At 59.8% G+C, this 18,028-nt stretch carries 16 protein-coding genes; 5 read left to right on the top strand and 11 right to left on the bottom strand.

Annotated elements, in window-relative coordinates; translation table 11 throughout:
• The first annotated feature begins 166 nt into the window (after positions 1-166).
• Positions 167-886 carry a hypothetical protein gene (locus tag QRN48_RS18910; protein WP_285352342.1) on the top strand — a complete coding sequence of 240 codons (720 nt, stop codon included), beginning with the start codon at positions 167-169 and terminating at the stop codon, positions 884-886.
• 36 nt (positions 887-922) lie between these two features.
• Here the strand turns inward: QRN48_RS18910 and QRN48_RS18905 are convergent, their stop codons facing one another.
• Entirely contained in the window at positions 923-2,002 is a 1,080-nt protein-coding gene (locus QRN48_RS18905; protein ID WP_285352340.1) for a diguanylate cyclase, read from the bottom strand.
• A 301-nt stretch (positions 2,003-2,303) separates the two neighbouring features.
• Here QRN48_RS18905 and QRN48_RS18900 point away from each other — a divergent pair, with 301 nt between their 5' ends.
• Both QRN48_RS18900 and QRN48_RS18895 read left to right on the top strand, forming a co-directional pair.
• Positions 2,304-2,939: a LysE family translocator gene (locus QRN48_RS18900; RefSeq protein WP_285352339.1), complete on the top strand. Its 636-nt coding sequence runs from the start codon at positions 2,304-2,306 to the stop codon at positions 2,937-2,939.
• A 102-nt stretch (positions 2,940-3,041) separates the two neighbouring features.
• Positions 3,042-4,211 carry an RsiV family protein gene (locus QRN48_RS18895; RefSeq protein ID WP_285352338.1) on the top strand — a complete coding sequence of 390 codons (1,170 nt, stop codon included), beginning with the start codon at positions 3,042-3,044 and terminating at the stop codon, positions 4,209-4,211.
• A gap of 85 nt (positions 4,212-4,296) precedes the next feature.
• Here the strand turns inward: QRN48_RS18895 and QRN48_RS18890 are convergent, their stop codons facing one another.
• The 4 genes from QRN48_RS18890 to QRN48_RS18875 all read right to left on the bottom strand — a co-directional run bounded on the left by QRN48_RS18890 (position 4,297) and on the right by QRN48_RS18875 (position 9,507).
• Positions 4,297-4,881: a DcrB/PsbP domain-containing protein gene (locus QRN48_RS18890; protein ID WP_191945483.1), complete on the bottom strand. Its 585-nt coding sequence runs from the start codon at positions 4,879-4,881 to the stop codon at positions 4,297-4,299.
• A gap of 1,121 nt (positions 4,882-6,002) precedes the next feature.
• Positions 6,003-6,767: a 2-keto-4-pentenoate hydratase gene (locus QRN48_RS18885; RefSeq protein ID WP_285352335.1), complete on the bottom strand. Its 765-nt coding sequence runs from the start codon at positions 6,765-6,767 to the stop codon at positions 6,003-6,005.
• A gap of 72 nt (positions 6,768-6,839) precedes the next feature.
• A complete protein-coding gene (locus tag QRN48_RS18880; protein WP_285352333.1) occupies positions 6,840-8,138 on the bottom strand; it encodes an MFS transporter in 1,299 nt (432 codons plus the stop codon).
• A 157-nt stretch (positions 8,139-8,295) separates the two neighbouring features.
• Positions 8,296-9,507, bottom strand: a complete 1,212-nt coding sequence (locus tag QRN48_RS18875) for a pyridoxal-phosphate-dependent aminotransferase family protein (protein ID WP_037012125.1) — start codon at positions 9,505-9,507, stop codon at positions 8,296-8,298.
• Between the two features lie 154 nt (positions 9,508-9,661).
• On the opposite strand from QRN48_RS18875, the gene QRN48_RS18870 reads away from it, so the two are divergent.
• Positions 9,662-10,387, top strand: a complete 726-nt coding sequence (locus QRN48_RS18870) for a GntR family transcriptional regulator (RefSeq protein WP_285352331.1) — start codon at positions 9,662-9,664, stop codon at positions 10,385-10,387.
• 24 nt (positions 10,388-10,411) lie between these two features.
• Complete coding sequence (locus tag QRN48_RS18865) at positions 10,412-11,665, top strand: glycine hydroxymethyltransferase (RefSeq protein ID WP_285352329.1); 1,254 nt, start codon at positions 10,412-10,414, stop codon at positions 11,663-11,665.
• Positions 11,666-12,391: 726 nt separating this feature from the next.
• Here the strand turns inward: QRN48_RS18865 and QRN48_RS18860 are convergent.
• The 6 genes from QRN48_RS18860 to QRN48_RS18835 all read right to left on the bottom strand — a co-directional run bounded on the left by QRN48_RS18860 (position 12,392) and on the right by QRN48_RS18835 (position 17,963).
• Complete coding sequence (locus QRN48_RS18860; protein ID WP_285352327.1) at positions 12,392-13,378, bottom strand: restriction endonuclease; 987 nt, start codon at positions 13,376-13,378, stop codon at positions 12,392-12,394.
• Between the two features lie 208 nt (positions 13,379-13,586).
• The gene (locus tag QRN48_RS18855) at positions 13,587-14,306 is read right to left on the bottom strand and encodes an HNH endonuclease (RefSeq protein ID WP_285352325.1); all 720 of its coding nucleotides are present in this window, start codon (positions 14,304-14,306) and stop codon (positions 13,587-13,589) included.
• Positions 14,307-14,456: 150 nt separating this feature from the next.
• Positions 14,457-14,990, bottom strand: coding sequence for an REP-associated tyrosine transposase (locus tag QRN48_RS18850; RefSeq protein WP_285352323.1), 534 nt, complete (start codon positions 14,988-14,990; stop codon positions 14,457-14,459).
• A 253-nt stretch (positions 14,991-15,243) separates the two neighbouring features.
• Positions 15,244-16,491: a ribonucleotide-diphosphate reductase subunit beta gene (locus tag QRN48_RS18845; protein ID WP_037012114.1), complete on the bottom strand. Its 1,248-nt coding sequence runs from the start codon at positions 16,489-16,491 to the stop codon at positions 15,244-15,246.
• Positions 16,492-17,193: 702 nt separating this feature from the next.
• Positions 17,194-17,793 carry a putative adenosine monophosphate-protein transferase Fic gene (locus QRN48_RS18840; RefSeq protein ID WP_285352322.1) on the bottom strand — a complete coding sequence of 200 codons (600 nt, stop codon included), beginning with the start codon at positions 17,791-17,793 and terminating at the stop codon, positions 17,194-17,196.
• Positions 17,793-17,963: a YhfG family protein gene (locus QRN48_RS18835; RefSeq protein ID WP_108120523.1), complete on the bottom strand. Its 171-nt coding sequence runs from the start codon at positions 17,961-17,963 to the stop codon at positions 17,793-17,795. The genes QRN48_RS18840 and QRN48_RS18835 overlap by 1 nt, the downstream gene beginning before the upstream one ends.
• Between the last annotated feature and the right edge of the window lie 65 nt (positions 17,964-18,028).

Here is an 18,028-nt window from a genome sequence, read left to right as displayed (position 1 = left end):
TGATTTGATAACAGTGCTGTTCCAAGTTTTGCCTGATAAGTTGTGATGCTTTCGCGCGTCACTGTGTTCGCTTTTGAATATAACTCGCTGTGAGCGCTTTGGGCGGTCCGTCAAAGTGTGCGCGTTGATGTACTTCAATAATCACCAATAATAAGGATGGAACCGAATGACCATTCAAATCACAACATCCGGGCCCCTCGAACACTGCCTGATCGACACCGGCACCCATATCGATGCCTCTGTGGCATTTCAACGATTGGTTGAAGAACAAAACACTTTCTCCAGAAAACAGTTAAGCGAACTCCATGGGCAATGGCTTGGGCCGCATGGTGTGTTCGCAGCCTTCAGTGCGGAAGTCGAACGCCTTGGGCGCCAGGCCCCGGTGCTGGACGACCTGGCCTCGCTCGGCAGCACAGCCCGCATCAACGAGGCCGAGCAGGCAGTCGCCTTCGCTTTGGCGCAGTGCAACCGACGTCATGCGGCGATCAACCCTTTTGGTGGCCGCTCGCGCCAGGAGTTGTGCTGCGTGGTGTTCGACGCGCCCGGGACGTACAGCCTGGCGGAGCGCTACGCCGCCTTCGAAGCCATGCGTCAGAGCGACTCGGACTTCTTCATCAAACTGATCGCCACCACACGCGGCGTGACCGAGCGACGCATTGTCTTTCTTGGCCTGCTCGAACACTACGACCGGCTTTTGCCGGTGGAAAAAAGCATCTACCCCGAGGCGTATCGCGAGGTGCAGCAAACGCATCTGGAGCGGGAAGAGGGTTTGTACGGGCCTTTGGTGCTGAGTGACAGCCTGCAGACACTGCTGACGCGCATGACGCCACTTGAACTGCTCAAACAGATTGATACGCCAACCGACGCCATGGCGTGCGCCGATTAGGTACCGCTTAGTGCTGGCACCCATCCAGCAGTTGTCTCACCCAAACGCCGCCCCTTCCCGGACGCAGCCTTTGCCGGACGGGCGCGCCGAGGTCACGCGGTTACGCCCGGCGCTTTTGGCCTCATACAGCGCCATGTCTGCTTCATGCAGCCACATGCCGGCGTCAGTCAGGTGCGGGCCGTACGCGGCGACGCCAATGCTCAGGCTCAGTGTCAGGTCGGGGAGGGCGGAATGGGCATGGTCGTGCACCGTGCGGCGCAGCCGTTCGAGTATCTCGGTGGCCTGGGCGAGAGTGGTATCAGGCAGGATGACGCAGAATTCATCGCCGCCGTACCGCCCGGGCAGATCCGTCTGACGCAGACCGGCGCACAGTGTGTTGCTCAGTTGCTTGAGTACATTGTCGCCGGTGATGTGTCCGTAGGTGTCGTTGATGGTTTTGAAGTGGTCGATGTCAATCAACGCCACACTGTGCTGACGATCCTGGTTCTGGCATTGATCGAATTCCAGCGCCAGCCGATCCTTCCACGCGCCGTGATTCATCAGGCCGGTGAGGCTGTCGGTGGTGCTGAGCTTTTCCAGGGTCTTCTTGCTTTTTGACAGCTGCACGGCGACGCGGTAACAGACCAGGCCGATAGCCATGGGGTAGATCACCAGCATCGGTAAGCAGGCGTACAGCTGCAGCTCGTTGACGTGGGGAAACATCGGCGGCAGAAAGAGCCTGTAGGCGACCAGCGCGCCCGCGATCTGCGCGACCGAACCCATGACGAACAAACGCATGCCACCGGCCGCGATGTTGTTCATCGCCATCATCGACAGCACCGTCACGGTCGGCAGCGGGCTGATCCCCATCGCACCCGCCCAGAAGCCTCCGCCCAGCGAGTCATAAATCAGGTTGCGGCGCTCGGCGGCGTAAGGTTGGCGTGAGCGCCTGGCCAGTTGGTAGGCAAGATGTGGCCAGGCATAACCGTGGGCGATCATCGCGATCCACACCCAGAGCGGCGGATGGGACGGTTGCAACGCTGCGGCCACCGCAAAGAAGCCAATGCCCATGCCAATGCTGCGCGGCAAGTACATGCGTCTGGCGAAGGAGAGACCTTTTTGGACCGAAGTGTTCATAGCGCTCACCGGGTTTCAACACAGCATCCCGACGGATACATCGGTCACGAGGAACGGCTCAGAGTGTGGGCCTACGGGTGTGGGGCTGGGAAGAGCGTTGTGCCACTATTCATCAAATAATTCACACCGGCTGTCGGCCGGCCGCCCTGGCAAGCCGGGTGCGATCTGCATGAACGCCGACGGCATCTGTCATGGCCTGTTTTGCGGCCATCTGTGTATAGACCGTTCTGCGCAGGTTGGTTGAAATGTCCGCCAATAGGGCATCGTCCGCGACGCCTTCATCACGCGGCAGGAGCCCACGATGCCCGAACCTTCCAACCTTATCGCTTTCTCCCTCATTGCTCTGGGCATGGTGCTGACGCCGGGTCCCAACATGATTTACGTGATTTCGCGATCCCTCTCACAGGGGCGCAGGGCAGGGCTGATCTCGCTTGGTGGCGTCGCCGTCGGCTTTTTCTTTTATATGCTTTGCGCGGCCTTGGGCATCACCGGCCTGGTGATGGCCGTTCCTTATGCCTACGACGCCCTGCGCATGGCAGGTGCCGCGTACTTGCTCTATCTCGCCTGGCAGGCGTTGAAACCGGGCGGCCGCTCGCCGTTTCAGATCAAGGCGCTGCCCAGGGACAGCCATCGACAGTTGTTTCTGATGGGCCTGATGACCAGCCTGTTCAATCCCAAAGTGGCCGTGCTTTACCTGTCTTTACTGCCCCAGTTCATCAGCGTCGACAACGACAGCAGCGTGCTGAGCCAGTCGCTGATTCTGGGCAGCGCGCAGATTCTGGTCAGCCTCACCGTCAACACACTAATCGTTATGGCCGCTGGCTCCATGGCGCTGTTCCTCACGCAAAAGCCCACTTGGGCGGCGGCGCAACGGTGGTTGATGGGCACGGTGCTGTTCGGCTTCGCGGTGAGGATGGCGGTGGACGGCCGGCGCTGAGTGGAAGCACCGTGGGGAATATTCCGCAAACCCTTGCCAGATGCTCGCCTATTCGCGAGATTGACGCCCCCGCTTCGTTAGCATCTTCACAAGGGACGTCTGATGCCTGTTTCGCTTTCCGTTGTGCGCACGGCCTGCCTCATTGCGCTGGTAGCGCCTTTTACCCTTCACGCCGAAAGCGCTGTCCATGTTCTTACCGGCACATTGGGCAAATCGCCGATCGTCGTTGAGCTGAATCTGGCCAGTGCCGAGGATGTGACCGGCCGCTATTTTTATGAGAAGTACCACAAGGACCTGCCGCTTTCGGGTAGCTCAAAGGGCAACGATCTGACGCTGACCGAAGGCCTCAGCTACGACGAACAAGCCGATCTGCCGAAACTGGTGCTCCACAAAAATCCGGACGCGACCTGGGCCGGTCAGTGGAGCAGCAAAGGCAAGACCTTCAAGGTGCAGCTGGCAGAGCGCGCTATTGCTGCGCCGGACCAAGCCGCTGAACCGGGCTGGCAGGACATCTACAAGCAGTCGGCCTACGACTATTTACGGCTGACCCAGCTGCCGCTCAAGGCGGATAAAAAGACCACGTTCATGGGCCATGCGTTGCAGTGGTGGGTCGAGCCTGCGTCGGGCGTCTCGATGTTTGAAATCACTTCGGGCTACCCGACGGATCAGGCGGCTCGCATCAATCAGCAACTGCGCGCGCGATTATGGCAAGAAGTGGTCAGCTACAACGAGTGCATGCTCAATGCCAGTCGCTCGGGTGGCGATTTTGCCCAGACCGTTACACCGCATTTGCTGACGCCGGGCATCGTCAGCCTCAACGTGTTTACCTCCTACGATTGCGGCGGCGCGCACCCGGATTTCGGCGACTCACCGCTTAATCTGGACGCCGGCACGGGGAGGGCTTTGACACTGGAAGATGTGTTGTGGGTCGGCAAGGGCGCGCCGCTGCATTACGAGCGAGATGAACAGGGTGACGGGAGTTTCGAGACTTATTCGGACTACCGCAGCAAACAGTTCGCCCCGTGGCTCGTCGCCCAGTTGAAAGCGACGCAGCCCGCCGACATGCAAGCGCCCGCGACCGAAGACGATTGCGACTACACCGACCCCTCGGTGTGGGAATTCCCTTCGTGGTACTTCACCGAAAAAGGCGTTTACTTCGGGCCCTATTTCGCCCGCGTTCAGCGCGCCTGCGAGGGCCCGGAGTGGTCAGTGGTGCCCTACAGCGTCGTCAAAGCGCATCCGGGCGGGACGAAATTGATGCTGCCGGAGTGATTCAGGCTGCTGGCAGGTGTTGAGACATCCGATGACGGTAAGTGCTGCTTCTCCGGCTGCAATCGCTGTCGGGACTGCAGCAACTTTACTTCCCTCCCGTCACGCCTTTCACCACGTCGGCATGGGCCTTGGCGTCCTTGGCCAGGGAAATCACGTTCACCATCGCCGTGCGTTTGCCGTAGGCAGCGGTGATCGTGGTGCTCAGCACGCGGCCGCCGTCGACGCTGCCAGCGATATCCAGCTGACGCATGCCGAAGCCTTTTCGCACGATCTTCTTCTCGCCCAGTTTCTTGAAATCCCTGTAGCTCGTCTGCTGCTGTTGCAGCGTGTCCGCGATGATGCCGTCGAGGGTTTGTTTGTCGTTGGCGCCGACTTTCTGATCATTCGGCAGCGGCGCTTCAGTGATGATCACCACACGTTTGGCCGGTTTATTCATGTACATCGAACCGGTCACACCCGCGGCCCTGGCCTTGGCATCGATCTCCTCCATCGGACCTTTGACGTAGTCCTTCGGCAGGGTGAACAGGAACTTGCCGCCGAGCATCGAGACCTTCTGGCCCGACGGTTTCGGCGCGGGTTTAGCCTTGGTAGCGCCCTGAGCGCCGACCATCCCCAGACAAGCAGCCAGGGCCGTACAGACCAGCAGGGTTTTCAAACTGAACAAGCGCATTCCGACCACTCCCGGGGATGATTCCTACAAAGGTCCGGCATTTTGCCTGAGGGTGTTTCCCAGTGGGACAAGAATGCGGAATATTCCCGCAGTCCTGCATCCCCCCACGAGGCAAGCGCATTTCACCAACGTGACCCCAGCCGCCGAACCCGTGGAACCGGCTTCAGCCGCCAAACCTGTAGGACCGGCTTCAGCCGCCAAACCTGTGGGACCGGCTTTAGCCGGGAAGAGGCCAGTGCCTGCAACGAGATATCAGTGTTCGCCGCCGATCGGTGTAGGAGCGCGCTTGCCCGCGAAGAGGCCGGTACATCCGACGCATAGGTGCAGCCCGTGCCCAAGCCTTCGCGGGCAAGCGCGCTCCTACACCCAGATCTGCGGCAGATCATCGCTCCCGTGTGACATCCGACGCCTTCCCGGCTGAAGCCGGTCCCAGAGCCATTACGCCATGAGATTTGAGGTGTGGCAGCTGACGCCTTCCGGCTAAAGCCGGTCCCACGACTGCCGGCGTTTCTCCGGCGGGGTCGTCATGCGCATACTTACTTGTGGGACCGGCTTCAGCCGGGAAGAGGCCAGTGCCTGCAACGAGATATCAGTGTTCGCCGCCGATCGGTGTAGGAGCGCGCTTGCCCGCGAAGAGGCCGGTACATCCGACGCACATTTGAAGCCCGTGCCCAGGCCTTCGCGGGCAAGCGCGCTCCTACACCCAGATCTGCGGCAGGTCATTGCTCCCGCGTGACACCCGACGCCTCTTGGCTAAAGCCGGTCCCACGACTGCCGGCGTTTCTCCGGCTGGGTCGTCATGCGCATACTCACTTGTAGGACCGGCTTCAGCCGGGAAGAGGCCAGTGCGTCCGACGAGATATTAGTGTTCGCCGCTGATCGGTGTAGGAGCGCGCTTGCCCGCGAAGAGGCCGGTAAATCCGACGCACATGTGCAGTCCATGGCTAAGCCTTCGCGGGCAAGCGCGCTCCTACACTTTGAGGTGTGACATCCGACGCCTTCCCGGCTAAAGCCGGTCCCACGACTGCCAGCGTTTATCCGGCTCGGTTGTCATGCGCGGTCCCACTGCTGCCAGCGTTTAGCTGGCTGGATCGCCAGGCGCGGTTATCCGAGACCCAGCCTCAGGCCAGTGTCAGCACGACGGTCGGCAGGCCGGTGATCTCGCCCTGTACTTCAGCCATCCCTTGGGCGAAAAACATGCCGGTGTAGGAACCCGTGGTGATCACAAAGTCTTCGGGCAAGAGCAGCCCCTGGAGCGTGTGATGATTGACCAGCCACGGCAACAAACGGCGCGGATCGCCTGCCGGATTGGCCGCCTTTCCGGGGACGACGCTCTCACCGTTCACCGTGAACGACAGCGTCGGTTCGGCGAACGGAAAAGACGCGTCATACGGCACGAAGTCACCCACCACCAAAGCGCCGTGATTCAGCAGATCGGCCAACTGCGTCAGCGGCTCGATTTTTGGCCACGCCGCAAATCGGCTGGACACCACCTCCACGGCCGCAGCCATCTCACCGATGCCGGCCATCACCTCCTCGTCGCTGTACGCTTGTTCCCGAGGGCTAAAGGCGCGGTTGAAGCGAAAGGCGATTTCCAGCTCCAGACCGACCGGCGCGTACAAGCTGCGGTCCAGCGTGCCAGTGGATGGGAACAGACAGTCGCGGGGCAGGGGCGATCCTTGAATCGGCCCGGTCAGGGATTTCGAGCCGATCTTCCAGCCGCCTGCCTCCACCCCGCGCAGGCGCAGGATCTTCTGCTGGGTCAGATAAGCCGCTTCGCGGTCCTTCGGGTTCAGATCGAAATCAGGCGCGTCCAGAAGGCTGTTCGCGTTTTGTGCATCAACGATCAGCTGCGCCAAGCGCGAAGGTTGGGTCTCAGTGTCCAAAAAATGCTCTCCGTTTAGATGCTTGTTAGAAGCTGCCAGATTGAGGCTTTAACGCATCCGCCGACGCCTGATCTATTTACTGACGATCGGCGCCGGCGTCGCATTGGCTGCCTGAGGCGATGCTGGCTGTACATACTCAAACTTGTTCTGCGGCTTCATGCGGAACGAAAGCACCACGCCAATCGCCAGCAGCACAATGCTGACCAGAAACGGCAGCTGCCAGTTGCCGAATTTGTCGATCAACAGACCGGCGGCGACTGGGCTGACGATGGCCGCCATGGCCGACCCGGTGTTCATCATGCCGCTCGCTGTACCGCAGTGGTCCGGCGCGATGTCCATGGGAATCGCCCACATGGGGCCAATGGTCATTTCCGAGAAGAAAAACCCGATCGCCAGGCAAGCCAGGGAAATGTGCATGTCCTTGGTGAACATTAACGGCACCAGCGAAATCAGCGTCAGCCCCAGACACACCGCAACCATCAGGCTGCGCGCCTTGTTCAGGTCCTTGGTGCGCGTATAGATGCGGTCGCTGACGATCCCGCCGAGGGTGTCACCGACCACGCCACCGAAGAACACCGTAGACGCAAAAATCGCGGTGCCTTTCAAGTCCAGGCCCATGTTCATGAAGTACATCGGCACCCAACTCAGCAGCAGCCACAGCGTCCAGCCATAACAGAAGTAAACGATGGTGACCGGCGCCATGCGCTTGAACAGGCGACCCCACGGCAGCACGACGCTGGATTTCACTTTTGGCGGCGGCAGGGTGTCCAGCTCCTGTTTCGAGATACGCGGGTGGTCCTTCGGGTGCTCGGTGAACACCACCATCCACAGCAGGACCCACACGAAGCTGATGCCGGCGCAGACGTAAAACGATTCCCGCCAGCCATAGGTGGCCATGATGGCGATCATCGCGGCCGGGGCCAGCGCGTTGCCGAGGCGAGCGAACGCATGCGTGATGCCTTGGGCAAAGCCGCGTTTTTCTTTGGGGATCCATCGCGACATCGCCGCCGTTGCGGCCGGAAACGTAGCGCCTTCGCCCAGTCCGAGAAGGATTCGCGCAACGATCAACGAGGCGAAGCCACCCGCCAGGCCGGTCAGCACCGTGGCGCCGGCCCAGATCAGCCCGCACACCACCAGTGTTCGCTTGGCGCCGAACCGGTCGCTGACCCAGCCGCCAATGATTTGAAAGATCAGGTAGGGGTACGCGAAGGCCGAAAAGACGATGCCGATCTCGGTCTTGGTCAGATTGAATTCTTTACCGAAACCGACCGCGGCGGTGCTGACGTTCACGCGGTCCAGGTACGTAATGAAATACATGGCGCACAGCATGAACAGCACCACCGCCGTGGGGCGCAGACGTAAAAATTTCATGTGCTATCTCCAGTTTCTTATTGTTTTCGCTGACAACGCGATGATTCGGGATAGTTCGGGACAGTTCTGATAGTCGGGACAGCTTTGGTGTAACGCAGGAAGATTGAAAAACAGCGGAAGTCATCAGGCTGCGGGCGTCCCGCAGCCAGGTGTTGCATCACTCGCGCCGCAGCGGCACGGATTGCCCTCCCAGGTAATCCATGGCCGCCAGCACGCCGCTGGACTGCAATTTCACGCCGGCCATTTGCAGGCCCATTTCGCAGCCGGTCAGCGTCGCCATCAGCATCAGATCGTTGCAGTCGCCCAAGTGGCCAATGCGGAACATACGGCCCTTCATCTTGCCCAGGCCGGTGCCCAGCGACATGTCAAAGCGCTCGTAAATGGTCTTGCGCACAAGGTCAGCGTCGATGCCGTCGGGCGTCATCACGCCGGTCAGCACCGGGCTGTACACGCTTGGGTCAGCGCACTGGATCTCCAGGCCCCAGGCATTGACGGCGGTGCGGCAGGCCTTGGCCAAACGGTTGTGGCGGATGAACACGTTTTCGAGGCCTTCGCCGAGGATCATGTCCAGCGCCTCGGACAAGCCGTACAGCAAATTGGTGTTGGGCGTGTAGGGCCAGTAACCCGTCTTGTTCATTTCGATGATTTCGTCCCACGCCCAGAAGCTGCGCGGCAGACCGCCACGCTTGCTGGCCTCGATGGCTTTGGGCGACAGGGCGTTGAAGCTAATGCCGGGCGGCAGCATCAGGCCCTTCTGCGAGCCGGAGACTGTCACGTCCACGCCCCACTCGTCGTGCCGATAATCAGCGGAGGCCAGGCCCGAGATGGTGTCCACCAGCAACAGGGCAGGGTGGCCCGCTGCATCAATCGCCTTGCGCACCGACGCGATGTCCGACGTCACGCCGGTACTGGTTTCGTTATGGACGACGCACACCGCTTTGATGCGATGGGCGCTGTCGGCACGCAGGTGGTCTTCGATCATTTGCGCGTCCACACCACCGCGCCAGCCTTCAATGCCCGGCCGGCCAATGAACTGCGGTTTGAGGCCAAGGCTGAGGGCCATCTTCTGCCACAAGGTGGCGAAATGACCTGTCTCGAACATCAGCACTTCGTCACCCGAACTCAACGTGTTGCACAGCGCCGCTTCCCAGGCCCCGGTCCCCGATGCCGGATAAATCACTACGGGATGCACGGTTTTGAAAATTTGCTTGATGCCTTCCAGCACCTTCAGCCCCAGCGCGCCGAACTCGGGGCCGCGGTGATCGATGGTGGGGTAACTCATGGCACGCAGAATGCGGTCCGGCACCGGGCTGGGCCCCGGGATCTGCAAAAAGTGGCGGCCGGCAGGGTGGAAGTCGAGCTTGAGCATCGGTGACTCCTTGTTATTTTGTATTTTGAATTCAAAATTACCGTAGCACAGGGCAGTCGTGTGTCAAACGAGCGGATTACGCTAATATTCCCTGCGAACTGGTGCGTTTTCGAATAAGGCGCGTGGCTCTCACGCCGTCCTCAAGGATTTTTGAATGCAAAATACTGAAGACACCGGCCCGCTTCTTGGCGCCCCGCTGATCCCCAAAGTCGAACGCCAGCGCTTGCACGACACCGTGATCGAGCACCTGCGCGGCTTCATCACCGAAGGCGTGCTCGCGCCGGGCACCAAGCTCAACGAGCGCGAGCTGTGCGAAACCCTCGGCATTTCGCGTACGCCGTTGCGCGAAGCGTTGAAGGTGCTGGCGGTGGAGGGCTTGATCGAGATCAACCCCAATCGTGGCGCGAGCGTCGCGCGTATGTCGGAACTGGAGATTCGCGAGACCTTCGAACTGATGAGCGGCATCGAAGCATTCGCTGGCGAGCTGGCGTGCGAGCGCATCACCGACCAGGAAATCGAAGAGATCAAGGCGCTGCACTACGCCATGGTCGTCAGCAAAAACCAGAACGACCTGCCGGGCTACTACCAGCGCAACCGCGCCATCCACGACCTTATCAACCTCGCCGCGCGCAACTCGGCGCTGCGTCAGGTCTACCTGTCGCTGAACCGGCGTATCCACGCATTACGCTTTCTCTCCAATCATCAGGCCCCTAAATGGGACCGCGCGCTGCACGACCACGAAGAAATGATCGAGGCCCTGCAGGCCCGGGATGGCAAGCGCCTGAGCAGCATTCTGCGCCACCACCTGCTGGAAAAACGTGACGCCCTGATGCTGCTCGTCAGGGATGAGTCGGAGCACCCCAACTCGATTCGCCGCTAACTCTCACTCAGGAAGCTGCCGACCATGCCCCGTGATCTCGATGCGTTGCTTTCCGCCTGCTCCGACCGGCTGCCGCAGCTGCAGACGCAGCGCCTGATGCTGTATGCCGGCGCCAACCTGCCCAGCGCCCGCGCCATGGCCGCGTATAACCCGGCGCTCAGTGCTTACCCGGCCATGGGCCCGACTGGCCACAAGGAGCAGCCCGACACCGACCTGGTCAGCGAACTCGAAAGCTTCACAACCCAGGCCGCCATGACCTTGTTCAATGCCGCCTGGGCTGAAGTCCGGCTAGCCAGCTGCACCCTCGCCAACCTCGCCATCTTCCACGCCTACTGCCAACCGGGCGACACAGTGCTGGCACCCGCCGCCGAACACGGCGGGCACCTCAGCCAGCGCCGAGGCGGCACGCCGCAACTGGCGGGCCTGGTGGTCGAAGACCTGCCGTACGACCGCCATAACTGCACGCTGGACACAGCGGGCGCGGCGGAAATGATCATGCGCGTGCGCCCGAAGCTCGTGGTGCTGGGACGCAGCGTCATGATCAAGTCTGACGACATCGCCGCAGTGGTCGAAGCGGCGCGCGCGGTCGGCGCCAAAACACTGTTCGACGCCTCCCACGTGCTCGGCCTGATCGCCGGCGGCATGTACCCCAACCCTTTCGACGCCGGCGTCGACCTCATCAGCAGCTCCACCTACAAAACCCTGCCCGGCCGCCCCCAAGGGCTGGTGCTCGGCCGCGACCCCGACGACGCACCGGCGCTGCGCAACCTGCTCGACACCCGCCTGCTCGCCAATTACGACGCCGGCCGGCTGCCGTCCCTCGCGGTCACCCTCACTGAAGCCCAGGCCAGTGGCCGTGAATACGCTGCCCGCATCGTCAACAACAGCGCGGCTTTGCACCGATCGCTGCTCGACATCGGCTGGCCTGTCATAGGGGCCAACGACGATGAAGTGCATACCCATCAATTACTGCTCCCGCTTTCCCTCGACGCCGACCCACGCGCGGTGATGCACGCCCTGGAGGCGCAAGGAATTCTGATCGGCACCTGCGTCGATCCTTCCCGCGCCGGGCATCAGGCGTTGCGGCTGGGGACGCAGTTCATCACGCGGCAGGGGATGGATGTGCGGGACATGGTGGAGGTTGCGCGATTGCTTGGCGATGTTTTGCGGGTGGGCGTTTGCGGTCGGCTGCTTGCCCGACCTGTCGCTGATACGGCGCAGATAGCAGGGCGGGTTCAGCAATTGCTGAGCAAAAAAAAGCCGCTGGGGAGCGGCTGAAGTTTGGAGCTTGGAGGCACCACGTCGGGAGCAACGACGCAGCGAACGACAGAAACAAAATGCTACGTGCAGATCAGCTGTTTGACGTTTCTCCGGCTTGGGTGTGGACGTTCACCGTATCCGCGCTGGGCGGGTTCGATGGGGTGAAGCCACCTTACGAAGCATCGCGGGAAGGGGCAAATGAAACCCGGGTAACTATTACTTAGCGAAATTGTTATGTGGGGAAGGGGGTTCAAGTGGGAACTTTCCCATGGTGGTAACGCTTCACTTTTGTACGGGCGCCGCCCGACAGTCCCTGCCAGGCACACACCCACTGTAGAAGCGCGCTTGCCCGCGAAAATGGCCTCAGCGCCCAATCCGTCACTGACACAACGTCATCTCATAACCCAGCCAGGCGTAGCGGCCGCGTTGTCCCTGCCAAGCACCGATCCACTGTAGGAGCGCGCTTGCCCGCGAAAATAGCGTCAGCGCCCAATCCGTCACTGACACAACGCCATCTCACAACGCAGCCAGTGTGTTGGCGCGGCGGCCGCCTTGTCCCTGCCAAGCACACACCCACTGTAGGAACGCGCTTGCCCCCAAAAATAGCGTCAGCGCCCAATTCGTCACTGACACAACGCCATCTCACAACGCAGCCAATGTGTTGGCGCAGAGGCCGCTTGTCGCTGCGATATCTGTGTAGAGCACGTCAGGCATTGGCTGACGTCCTTATCGGGTCTGGCGCCGTCACTTAACCGTCATTGGCGCGAAGATCGGACGAATCCCCCGGCATTTCGGGTAATCCCCACAACCCCAGAAATTCCCGCCCGCGTTGGCGCCACTTCTCGCGACACGCACCACCATGGTCTTACGGCAATGTGGGCATAGCGGGGCAGGAGGCAGGGACGCAGGTTTCGGCTCGGCTTCTTGGGTGACGGGTTGCGTCACGGTTGTAGCTGGCGCTTGGACTGGAAGAGGGACGAGGTCGGCGCTCCGCGTCACCACCGGCTCCCGCTCCACAACCACTGGCTCAACACGCTCTGGCAACACCTCGGCAGCAGGTTGCGGACCGGGCTTTCTTGCTTCAGCGATCCACTGCTTCAGCACTGTGCCGTCGACCAACTGCACATTACGTCCGGCCGCAAAATCCCTCGCTGGTTTGGTGAACGTCCCACTGGTGACCACGAAACCACCGACCGCGCCCTCGGCCGCCATCGCGCCATACAACTCCCGCACCACCGGCAAGCCCACCTGCATGGAGCGCCATTGCTTGCACTGCATCACGTACGTCTCGCCGTCTTTGCGCGCAATCAGGTCGATGCCGCCGTCCGGGCCGTTTTTGCCTGTTTCTCGTACTGAGTAGCCACGGCGGCGGAGGGCTTCGCCCACCAGTAATTCGAACTCGTGCCAGGTGATGCTCAGCAGGGGATTGCCTTTGCTGGTGGCAGCGGATTCGAAGAGATTGCGGCGTTTGCGGCGGCCGATGATTGAGGCGATAGCGCCGGCGGTGAAGATGAATGGCAGCAGGTACTGGCCGAACATGGCAAACGTGCGCCAGAAGGTGCCGAACACTACTGACTGCAAGTGTTGAGGGTCGGAATAGACCGGCATCGGCGCGGTTGCTACCGAGTGCAGATAGAGGCCGGAGCTGATCGCGATCAGAGCGCTAAGCCACCAGGGTAGTTTGCTGGCGATGTGAAACAGGTCTTCGAAGAGGGAGGTTTTCTTGGCCATGTCCTTTGGTCTTTTCTTGGTCCGTGAAGGGATGTTTGGTGAGCGCTCCAGAACCTGTAGGAGTGAGCTTGCTCGCGATGCGGTAATGCGGATATCGATATATCGGCTGGTTGCGCCGCTGCGATAGGCCTGCCTTTTCGTTGCTCGCTCGCATGAAGAGCGAGTAAGGCCCGGTCCGACTCAGTTCGCAAACAGTGGGCCAGCTGACCTAATCTTCTCGCGTCAATCTAAGCACCTTCTGATACAACGACGCGGTGAATTCTTCCCTGTCGCTTGAGTGGTGGCAGCGGCGGTGACAGTTCGGGCAAAGCGCGACAGCGTTGCTTATGCGATCCGAACCTTGATCTGCTAGATGCTTCACATGATGAACTTCGAGGAATGGGACCCCGTTCATAAGAAACGGAGCTGACTCGCCACACCCTTCACAAATACCGTGGGCTTGCTGACGGACCCACGCTCTTACCGCTGGATCGCGGACAAACATCGCTCTAGAAGAGGCTGATTGTTGCGGCTTCGCTATACCTTCCGGAGGATTTTTAATCGTGCGCTTTTCAAGCTGAGTCGCTCGCCGTTCAAGCGTCGCGTCATCAGCTGTAGGTTCAAAGTCTTCAGGATTAGGTTTGTTGTCCCACTCGTTAAGTCTTTCGCGAATGATCTTTTCGACATTAGCGCCAGCGTGACCTGCGGGTTTGTAGCCAACGATGCCGGGACGGCCCATCTGGCTCAAAACCGCTGAGATATTTTGCATTCTGTACTCGACGGCGCTGGCATTGCGTCCCGCCAGCGGTCCTGCTCGCAAGGCTCGGTTCTCATGAGCTTTGTTAATCTTCTGGCCATTCTGCTCGCGTTCCAGCATGTCGAGGTACGCGTCTACTGATGCTCTTATCTCGACATCCGTCCATCTGAGACTGCCTTTCTTAATTTCCATGCGACCGCCGAAGGCTCAAGACCTTCAAACGATACTGAATTGCCATTATCTTCGTCTAGGAAATTTCCTACAGAAGACGGCTGCGTTTCCTGCGCTATTGATCGTTCCCGCGCTCTGCATGGGAATGCAGCCCAGGACGCTCTGCGTCCATCAGCACCAACGCCGTACCTCGATCAGCCCCGACTCACCTTGATAATCGCGCGCGCTCGAATATCGCCACTGCTCTCCGAAGTCCACATACCCTCGCTTTACCGGGTTCTGATGTATGTAGTCGAGCTCCTGCTGCATGACGTTCTGGCTGTAGACCATCTCCGCATGCACGCCTTCCTGCCAGACCTGATAAACGCGGTCGACCTTATGCGCGCGCCTTGCAAATCGAAGACGTTGAAGGGTGCTTTCAGCATGCGCGAGTTGGAGGTGGTCGATGATGTTTCGCGCCGTGTAGGACTTGAAGCCAGCCACAGACTTTGCAAGGTCCGGAGACTGAGCAAGATAGTGGAGATGATTTTCTAAGATGACATATCCGTAAAGCTGTAGGCCCTGATTCGCCTGTTGAAAGCGCCATGTATTCAGCACGATGTCCACCAAGGCGGGGCGGGTGAATAGCGGTAGCCATTCAACGATGGTGCAGGTCAGAAAGTGGGGTTTGTCGATTTCCGTAATCGTGTAGCGGCTTCGGCCCATGGATTCGTCCTTTAATCTGAAATGGGTGCGGAGCGTCGGAGGCTAGTTTAAGTGGTTGGTGGGTTGAATCGTTTTGGTGTTGCGGGGTGCTTCAGTTTGTTAGGTGGCTACGGCGTGATGGACGCGGAGCGTCGAGGGGCTTGCGTTCCCACGCGGAGCGTGGGAACGATCATCATCATTCGGACAGCGCAATAAAAAGGGCCGCCATTTCTGGCAGCCCCTTTTGTATGCAGCTTACTGAATCGAGATCAAATCAATCCCAGCTCAAAGCCCCACCCGTCTGATACTCAATAACCCGCGTCTCAAAGAAGTTTTTCTCTTTCTTCAAGTCCATGATCTCGCTCATCCATGGGAACGGGTTGGTGGTCCCTGGGTACTCTTCCTTCAAACCAATCTGGCTCAGGCGACGGTTTGCGATGAACTTGAGGTAGTCCTCCATCATCGCTGCGTTCATGCCCAGTACGCCGCGGGGCATGGTGTCGCGGGCGTATTCGATTTCCAGTTGGGTCCCTTGAAGGATCATCTGGGTGGCTTCTTCCTTCATCTCGGCATCCCACAGGTGCGGGTTTTCGATTTTGATCTGGTTGATCACGTCGATGCCGAAGTTCAGGTGCATGGACTCGTCACGCAGGATGTACTGGAACTGTTCTGCGACGCCGGTCATTTTGTTGCGGCGACCCATGGAGAGGATCTGGGTGAAGCCGCAGTAGAAGAAGATGCCTTCCAGAACGCAGTAGTAGGCGATCAGGTTGCGCAGCAGTTCTTTGTCGGTCTCAACGGTGCCGGTTTCGAACTTCGGATCGGAGATCGAACGGGTGTACTTCAAGCCCCAAGCTGCCTTTTTGGCGACCGACGGGATCTCGTGGTACATGTTGAAGATCTCGCCTTCGTCCATGCCCAGCGATTCGATGCAGTACTGGTAAGCGTGGGTGTGGATCGCTTCCTCGAAGGCCTGGCGCAGGATGTACTGGCGGCATTCAGGGTTGGTGATGAGGCGATACACGGCCAGCACGAGGTTGTTGGCAACAAGGGAGTCGGCGGTGGAGAAGAAGCCCAGGTTGCGCAGGACGATGCGGCGCTCGTCGTCGGTCAGGCCTTCCGGGTCTTTCCAGAGGGCGATGTCCGTGGTCATGTTGACCTCTTGCGGCATCCAGTGGTTGGCGCAGCCGTCCAGATACTTCTGCCAGGCCCAGTCGTACTTGAATGGCACGAGCTGGTTGAGGTCGGCGCGGCAGTTGATCATGCGTTTTTCGTCGACCGCGACGCGGGCGGCTGAGCCTTCGAGTTCGGCAAGACCTTCTGCGACGTCCAGCTTGTCCAGCGCAGCTTTGGCGCGGGCAATGGCGTCGGAGTCGTTTGCGCTGACGGCGCGGGCTTCAAGCGCAGCAGCACCACCGGCGCTGTCGAGTTTGTCCATCGCGGCTTCGGAAGCGTGGCCGGCGTTGGCGCCTTTGGCGGGTTCAGCGGCGTCTTCTTTGTCGAATTCGTCCCAGCTCAGCATGGTGAGGAGGCTCCTGCTAGAGGACCGGTTTTAAGCGGCCTGTGGATTTCAAAGTATGCGTTGCCAGCGTTGCTGATAGCGGGGCTGGCAACGGGAAAGGGTTGGGCGGTTCTTAGTGCTTACTGTGATTGATCGACAAAGGCGCTAAACGCTGCTTCGGATCGACCGACGAACATACTGCGAGGGTTGCCTGCGGTGTACCTGCGAAACAAGTCAACGGAAGCTGATTTCAGAGTGACGGTTTTGCGAGTGCAAGCGGTCATTTTGAGTACCCTGGATGAGCGCGGGATTATACAGATTTTGCCCGGCGCAGGTTCGTCCGTGACGGAATTTGAAGGCCGATTCGCCGTCATTTTCCTTTGCGTTATTTCCCCATTCATGCGTTGGGAAAAACGCCACTGGATCAGATCGCATCACGTATCTAGTGTGTCTTCGTGTTGCGAGACACATCATATAGTGCCTGGAACCATGCGGCAATCGGCTGACTGGCCTCAATGTGTCGCTACGAATGGGTGGCAGAGCTTGCTGATTAGCTTTCAGGCGGTCATCGCTTGCGGATTCAAAGGGCTCTAGCTTCGGGGGCCATGCCCCTGACTTTCAAGGGGCTGTCATTTGGAGGAAAAAATTGAGACTTAAACGCGACGAATGGCGTTCCGCAGGTGCTCGGTCACTTGTATCAAGCTTCTTTGCAATCAATTGCAATTAACCGCCAATTGCCTCCCCAACACACCGCTCAAACACCCTGACCATCCCTTCATAATCACACCCCACCGCATCCACATTCGCCCGAATCCATTCTTCCGCTTCCACCGGCCACCAGCTGATCTCAAACCCCGCATTCACAATGATGTGCTCAAACAGAATCCGCTGCGCACGGCCATTCCCTTCTCGGAACGGGTGAATCACGTTCAAATCCCCAAACAGCTCCGCGCTGGCCGCAATCAAACACCCGCGATCCAGGTCCTGAAGCCAGTTCGCCTCAGCCAAGCCCCTGAAAAGCTTGTTGACCTCGGGCTCTATGCGGTGGGTGACGCAGAAGTGGGTCTGGTCTTTGGAGATGTCGACGGTGCGCAGTTCGCCCGCCCAGTCATAAAGGTCGGCGAACAGCTGGCGGTGGATGGCTTGCAGGTAGGGCAGGTCGTAGGGAGGAGGGGAGAAGTCGATGGTTTGCGCGGCGACTTCGGAAAGATCGCGCTCGGCTTGCGCCAGGATTTTTGCGTCGGTGAGGTCGAGGCGGTTGCGCAGCACATGGCTGCCGGGCGGACAGTAAGGGTCTTGTCCTACGCCGTATTTGTCGACCATCAGGCCTGTTTTTTGCGGTAGCTGTTAAGCAGCTCTTCCCGGGAGGGCAGGCGGCGTTCGGAGTCGGCGGGCGAGCTCTCGAAACCTTCCAGACGCAGGCTGGCCGCGTAGTTGGAGCGGCGTGTTTTGGCGCAGTAGGCTTTTTTGGATTCTAGCGAGGCAGCTGGCATGGGGCGTACTCCTGGCTGGGAATGAGGGTAGTGTAGCTGAAACCGGGGAGGGGCAGCGAGGGCCG

The sequence above is a fragment of the Pseudomonas sp. ME-P-057 genome (assembly GCF_030208975.1).
GTDB classification, from domain to species: domain Bacteria; phylum Pseudomonadota; class Gammaproteobacteria; order Pseudomonadales; family Pseudomonadaceae; genus Aquipseudomonas; species Aquipseudomonas lutea.
The sequence above is the reverse complement of the archived record's forward strand: the minus strand, read 5'-3'. Positions and strand labels throughout refer to the sequence as shown.